Raw genomic sequence first — 5,560 nt, 5'->3', positions numbered from 1 at the left:
GACTGGTGGACGTATGGCTGGCTCGATGATGAATAAAGCAAACGAGCTACGGTCAAAACGATCTAAAAGCAATCAGGATGAAAACACTATCTCATAGGGCGAGACAGATTTTTTCTGATTATTCGCATTTGTTTAGTTGTTGTTTTATACGCTCAATCCTTGTAATAAGACCATCCACACAACTTTGATGACGTTCATAAAGTGGGTGGTCTTTATTCTGCCAGTTATCCAATATTTCTTTGGCTTCGATGTACTCTTGTTCTAGTTTGTATAGTTGACCTTTCAGTCCAAAATTATCTTTATTCCAGATAGCTAATAGCTCGGTTTCACTTAGTTTTGATAAATCAGTCATTAGTAATACTCCCATTTAACCTTTAAAATCTGTTTCTGTTCGCAATGCCTTGAATATGCGTTTTGCCGTTTCTTCTCGCACACTGGACGGGTCACGTAAAATATTGGCAATCCATATTGCAAATGCTTGATAGTCCTTATTCCCTGCTAGGTCGCTGATACTGTGGACTTTAGACAATACTGAGCTATAAGTATTTATCTGACTGTCTGACAAGTTGCAGAACATATCAACCGTGCTTGGATCTCGTTCATGGTTGATTGTTTTAGGCTTGGATTTCTGTTTAAAGCTGAATGAAAACCCAATGATTGAACGTCCTCGCTTATGTTGCTCGTATTCTGCCTTAATGTCGGTATGGTCGTTAATTTGTTGAATAGCAGGCTCTAATACTCGTCTTTTAAACGATTCCATCCGTTGATGCTCTGTGTCCAATACACCAAGTCTTGACCTCAATTCCTTAGTTTCAAGCATTGATACTTTCCCAGTGCTACGCCATGCAATTAGTAGTTCATATAAACGTATGGCATAGGCACTCGTTAGGCTACTTACCTGCTCCAGTTCATAACTGGTGAAATGCTTCTCTAGGTTGGTGATCAGTGGCACAACATCATCTGAAAACCTGATACGGACAAGGGCTTCATTTTCAACATAGGACACACGCTGTACCCATCGGCTCATAACATTCTCAAGATTGCCTTTAGCCGTTAATTTTTGGTAACTAAAGCGACGCTCAAACAAGTTTTTGCAAGCATCCTTTAAGACTTTGTAGGCGGTGTTTCTATGGACATTGAAATGGTTAATGTAGCTTTCTGCATGGATAGTTAAATCACGGTCACTAGGGATATTAGACTCCCTCGCCTCCAGTATTGCTAAAAGGATTAGGCGTTGTTCTGCAAGGTCTAAATTATAACTGGCATTGATCAGCGCATTATCCTTAACGACTAGGTCTTTTTTCATACATAGCAACTTATTCGAATTTTGTTGTTATAGCAACATTATATAACAATGTTGTAATATGCAAGATAAACGTTGCTATATTGCAAGATAAACGTTGCTATATTGCAAGATAAACGTTGCTATATTGCAAGATAAACGTTGCTATATAAAGTCTGAAACCATTGCTATATAAGGATTTCAGTCACCCTAAAAATTAAAAAAAATAAAAAAATTAAAAAAGAGGGGAGGGGTCAAAATTGCCCTATGTACTCGCTAAAGCTCGTACTTTATTGAAGCTCGCAAGCTCGCTTCGAGGGGCAATTTTTCGGTTAATCCTGTTTGTGAAATCTAAAAGCAAAAGCAACTATGAATTCGCTTCGCTCATAAGGCTTTATGCTCGCTTCGCTCGGTCTAGGTGCAGATTTCAACATGAAAATATAGATTTTCTAGGGTTCAAGTCATTTAAAAGCGGTTTTTCAGAGGGTCGAGGGTCGAATATTGCTAGTTCGCTCGTAGACACTCGCTCTGTAAAACCATGTATTGTTTAGATAATTTTAATAAACACCAAAAAGAATAGGTATATCTATGGTGCAAAATCATATATTTTGCACCATAGATATACCTATCTTGAACGTGGTCTATTCCGCTTTTCGGCTTCAAGCATCTTGTTGGCTTCTTCATGCTTACCTTGTTCACGCAAGGCTTTACGTGCAAAAAATGCCTGTTTTTCTTGTTCTTGTATGGCTTTGGCTTCTTGTTTTCGTTTTTCCTGTTCGGCTAACTTCCGTTGTTGTTCTCGCTCAAGATAATTTCTTGCTCGGTCATATTTAGCTTTTAGGTTTGGATTAGCCTTGTTTACAGTCAGTTTTGCCCGATCTGTATAGCGTTCAGGCTCAAATCGAAGGGAGTTATTCCTCAATTCTCGTTCTTGTTCTTCCAGCTGGTTCAACTGCTTCTGAATTTCAGCATTTGCTGTATCCCATTTTCCGCCAAAAAACAGGGGTCTTTTTCCTAGTTCTTCTTTTTGGTGTTTAATATCGCTTTTAGATAGCTCTATTTGCTCCAAAACAGCGTTTATTTGCTCGATTTCTGTTTTTTGGATAGATGACGCTATGTTTTTCGCTTCTGTGGCTATAGCGTCGTTATATTGCGAAATAACGCTATATGCAATTTTGGTTAATTCTTCAGGGGAACGTTGTTCCTGGTCTTTTTCTTTTTGGCGTTGTTCCTGGTCTAAATTTTCCCTGGTCTGTTCCAAGTCATGAACAAGGCGTTCTGTGGCTAAAATTTCTTGCTCAAGTCCTTTAATTAATTGGCGTTCTGTATTTCTAGCCTTAATCGCATCGTTACTTAAACTGATTTCAGTGTCCTTGCCCTGTCTGCGAAGTTGGGTAATTGTAGAACCCTCATGCTGTGTGGCTTCTAAATCTAAACCTTGCTCTTTGTAGCTGCGGTGATCGACACGCTCATGGCTGCCAACCTGTTCAAGAAATTGATTGCAGAGTTCCGCAAACTGTTGTCTCCAGTGTTCGACTTCTTGTTTGCCGTTGTCGTTAAATTCTCTCGTTTTTTTATCAAGGTCGCCTTGTTGGTTAATGCTGCGTGTAGTGAGCATGATGTGGGCGTGATAGTTGCGGTCATCACTTCCGCCTGCGGTATGTGGGGCATGAATGACTGCATCAACAACGACCTTATGACGTTCTACAATTTTTCCGCATAGCTCATTGAGCATCTTCTCTCGTTGTTCTTGGTTTAATTCACAAGGAAATGCAACTTCAAATTCTCTTGATAATTGAGAGTTTTTTCTAGTTTCAATGGTTTCGACCGTATTCCAAAGCGTTTCCCGATCTAATAATTCTTTTTTGGTGTTTTCAGGCGCATAGATATTTTTAAATTCTATGCCTGTTTTCTTCGTGTAATCCTGCTCTTTTCCATAGCGTTCATCTTTCAATTTTTCCCCTGATCTATATGCAGCACACGCAACAGCACTTCGACCATCTGATCGACTAATATTTTTTACTGAAAAGTGAAAAATAGCCACGATGTAAAGTCCCATTGACAAGTGTTTTTAAAAAAAAATTGAAAATTTTTTTTCGGGGTTAAGGGGTGTCCCCTTACGCACTCCAAACTTTAGTTTGGGAAAGTGCGCCCTTCGGGAAAACCCACAACAATCATATAGCAACTTGAAAGCAATGTTCAAGTGCGCTTATGATTTAGGGGGATTTCCTCTATTTGAAAGGTATGTTAAAGATGAAAATTGAGTCATTGGAACAACAAATTTCTAAGCAACAAGAGCGGTTAAAACAGTTAAAAGCTCAAAAACAAGCTGCTGTAGCTCGTGAACGTTCTAAGCAAAAAGAGTTAGAACGAAAGAATGATACAAGACGTAAGATTTTAATCGGCTCTTGTATGTTAAAAATCGTCGAAAATGACACTGTTGCTCATGAAAAGTTAATGGCTCAACTCGATAAATACTTAACCGAAAATCGAGATAGAGAATTATTTAATCTTCCATTAAAGGAGTGAGTGATGCCTGATTTAATTCAGTTAGAATATCTACAAGAAAAATTACAGCAGCTTTTAGCGGAATCATTATTTGCAATTTATCTTTATGGTTCAGCTGTTGACGGTGGTTTAGGGCCAGAAAGTGATCTTGATGTACTGGTCGTGGTCACTCAACCATTAACTTCTGCTTTACGTGAGCAGCTTGCACAAGAATTACTAAAAATTTCACAGCCTGTTGGGGAATTACAAAGGCCATTAGAAGTTACTATTTTATTAAAAGATGAGATTCAGTCTGGAATTTATCCTTTAAGTTATGAAATGCAATTTGGTGAATGGCTGCGTGAAGAGCTTAAAGAAGGTGGAATATTGAGCTCACAGAAAGACCCAGATATTAGTATATTGCTTAGAAAAGCGAGATCTCATCATACAGTTTTATTTGGGCCAGCTTTAAACCAATGGGCACCTGAAATTTCTGATCAAGAACTATGGCAAGCAATGTCTGACACTTATCCCGAAATTGTAGCGCATTGGGATGAGGATGCAGATGAAAGAAACCAGATTTTAGCTTTATGCCGGATCTATTTTAGTTTAGTGATGAAGGATATTGCTTCAAAAGACAATGCTGCACGATGGGTTATGTCTCAGCTTTCTGATGAGCAGAAATTCGTATTGCAGCGACTTATACAGGAATATAGAGGGGAAATCGGCAAACAAAATTGGCAAGAGGAGCATTATGCTTTGCAGCCTATTGTCAATTTTTTGAGTTCAAAAATTGAAGAGCAGTTTGAGCAGAAAAGAAATCTGATCACATAATAATTTTTTGATTCTGGCTTTATGTCATGGCTTTTGATGAACTCAGCAACGTTCGCTGAAGCGATTGTAAATAGCTTCAGGCAGGCTGCATCTACCGCCAGTGGCTACAGTCTGCTTACACCCTCAGATTTTTTTGTGAACGGCTGGAAGATCGTCCAAGAGATTTTAAACTCGGTAAGTGCTTGGTCGCCTATTGATTCATTGGGGATGCTGATTGCTTCAATCATTATCATGATTGCATTTGCCTTGATTTGTGCGTTCTTGGTTTTGGCGTTGGTTGAAATGTATATCGTGGTGTCAGCTAGTGTCTTAATGATGGGGTTTGCAGGTTCGCAATGGACGAAAGACTATGCCTTGAAAACTATTCAATATGCTGTTTCAGTCGGTGCAAAAATATTTATCTTACAATTGATTGCAGGTCTTGGACTTACTTTTATCCAAGAGTGGGCTACGGGCTTTAATGTTGAAGACAATGTAAGTTTGGTCGGTATGATTGGCTGTAGTGTGGTACTGCTGGCATTAACCAAAATTGTGCCTGATATGCTCCAAGGTGTGATTAACGGTTCATCTATTGGAAGTGGTGCTGCTTTAACTTCTGCCCTACGTGCTGTGGCTGCTGCGACAGCTGGCGCTGCTGCTGGTGCAGCTGGTGCGTCTATGGCTACAAAAGGCGCTGGAGCGTTGGCAAGTGAACAGCTTAAAACGGCTCAAGCAACTGGCACAGGCCCATCGAGTGCAATGGGTAAAGCTGGTTTTATGGCTGGTAATATGGCCATGAATATGAGTTCTGCTTTAAAAAGTGACCTTGGTAGTCGTTTAAGTGGTTCTACGACTGGTGGACGTATGGCTGGCTCGATGATGAATAAAGCAAACGAGCTACGGTCAAAACGATCTAAAAGCAATCAGGATGAAAACACTATCTCATAGGGCGAGACAGATTTTTTCTGATTATTCGCA

The 5,560-nt window shown here is 39.6% G+C and carries 6 protein-coding genes; 3 read left to right on the top strand and 3 right to left on the bottom strand.

Annotation, left to right across the window (positions count from 1 at the left end):
• Positions 1-118: 118 nt before the first annotated feature.
• The 3 genes from FTV25_RS15550 to mobQ all read right to left on the bottom strand — a co-directional run bounded on the left by FTV25_RS15550 (position 119) and on the right by mobQ (position 3,326).
• Positions 119-352 (bottom strand): hypothetical protein, encoded by a 234-nt coding sequence (locus FTV25_RS15550; protein ID WP_065996352.1) that lies wholly within the window; start codon positions 350-352, stop codon positions 119-121.
• 15 nt (positions 353-367) lie between these two features.
• Positions 368-1,306, bottom strand: coding sequence for a replication initiation protein RepM (repM, locus tag FTV25_RS15545; RefSeq protein ID WP_065996348.1), 939 nt, complete (start codon positions 1,304-1,306; stop codon positions 368-370).
• A gap of 601 nt (positions 1,307-1,907) precedes the next feature.
• Positions 1,908-3,326, bottom strand: coding sequence for a MobQ family relaxase (gene mobQ / locus FTV25_RS15540; RefSeq protein ID WP_180004484.1), 1,419 nt, complete (start codon positions 3,324-3,326; stop codon positions 1,908-1,910).
• Between the two features lie 209 nt (positions 3,327-3,535).
• Here mobQ and FTV25_RS15535 point away from each other — a divergent pair, with 209 nt between their 5' ends.
• The 3 genes from FTV25_RS15535 to trbL are packed head-to-tail and all read left to right on the top strand — an operon-like array spanning position 3,536 to position 5,530.
• On the top strand, positions 3,536-3,811 hold the full coding sequence (locus FTV25_RS15535; protein ID WP_004919011.1) for a hypothetical protein: 276 nt from the start codon (positions 3,536-3,538) through the stop codon (positions 3,809-3,811).
• Positions 3,812-3,814: 3 nt separating this feature from the next.
• Positions 3,815-4,603 carry an ANT(3'')-II family aminoglycoside nucleotidyltransferase gene (locus tag FTV25_RS15530; protein ID WP_005071978.1) on the top strand — a complete coding sequence of 263 codons (789 nt, stop codon included), beginning with the start codon at positions 3,815-3,817 and terminating at the stop codon, positions 4,601-4,603.
• Positions 4,604-4,624: 21 nt separating this feature from the next.
• Entirely contained in the window at positions 4,625-5,530 is a 906-nt protein-coding gene (trbL, locus tag FTV25_RS15525; protein WP_204832353.1) for a P-type conjugative transfer protein TrbL, read from the top strand.
• Positions 5,531-5,560: the final 30 nt, after the last annotated feature.

The sequence above is a fragment of the Acinetobacter sp. YH12249 genome (assembly GCF_013417475.1).
In the GTDB taxonomy this organism is placed as follows: Bacteria; Pseudomonadota; Gammaproteobacteria; order Pseudomonadales; family Moraxellaceae; genus Acinetobacter.
The sequence above is the reverse complement of the archived record's forward strand: the minus strand, read 5'-3'. Positions and strand labels throughout refer to the sequence as shown.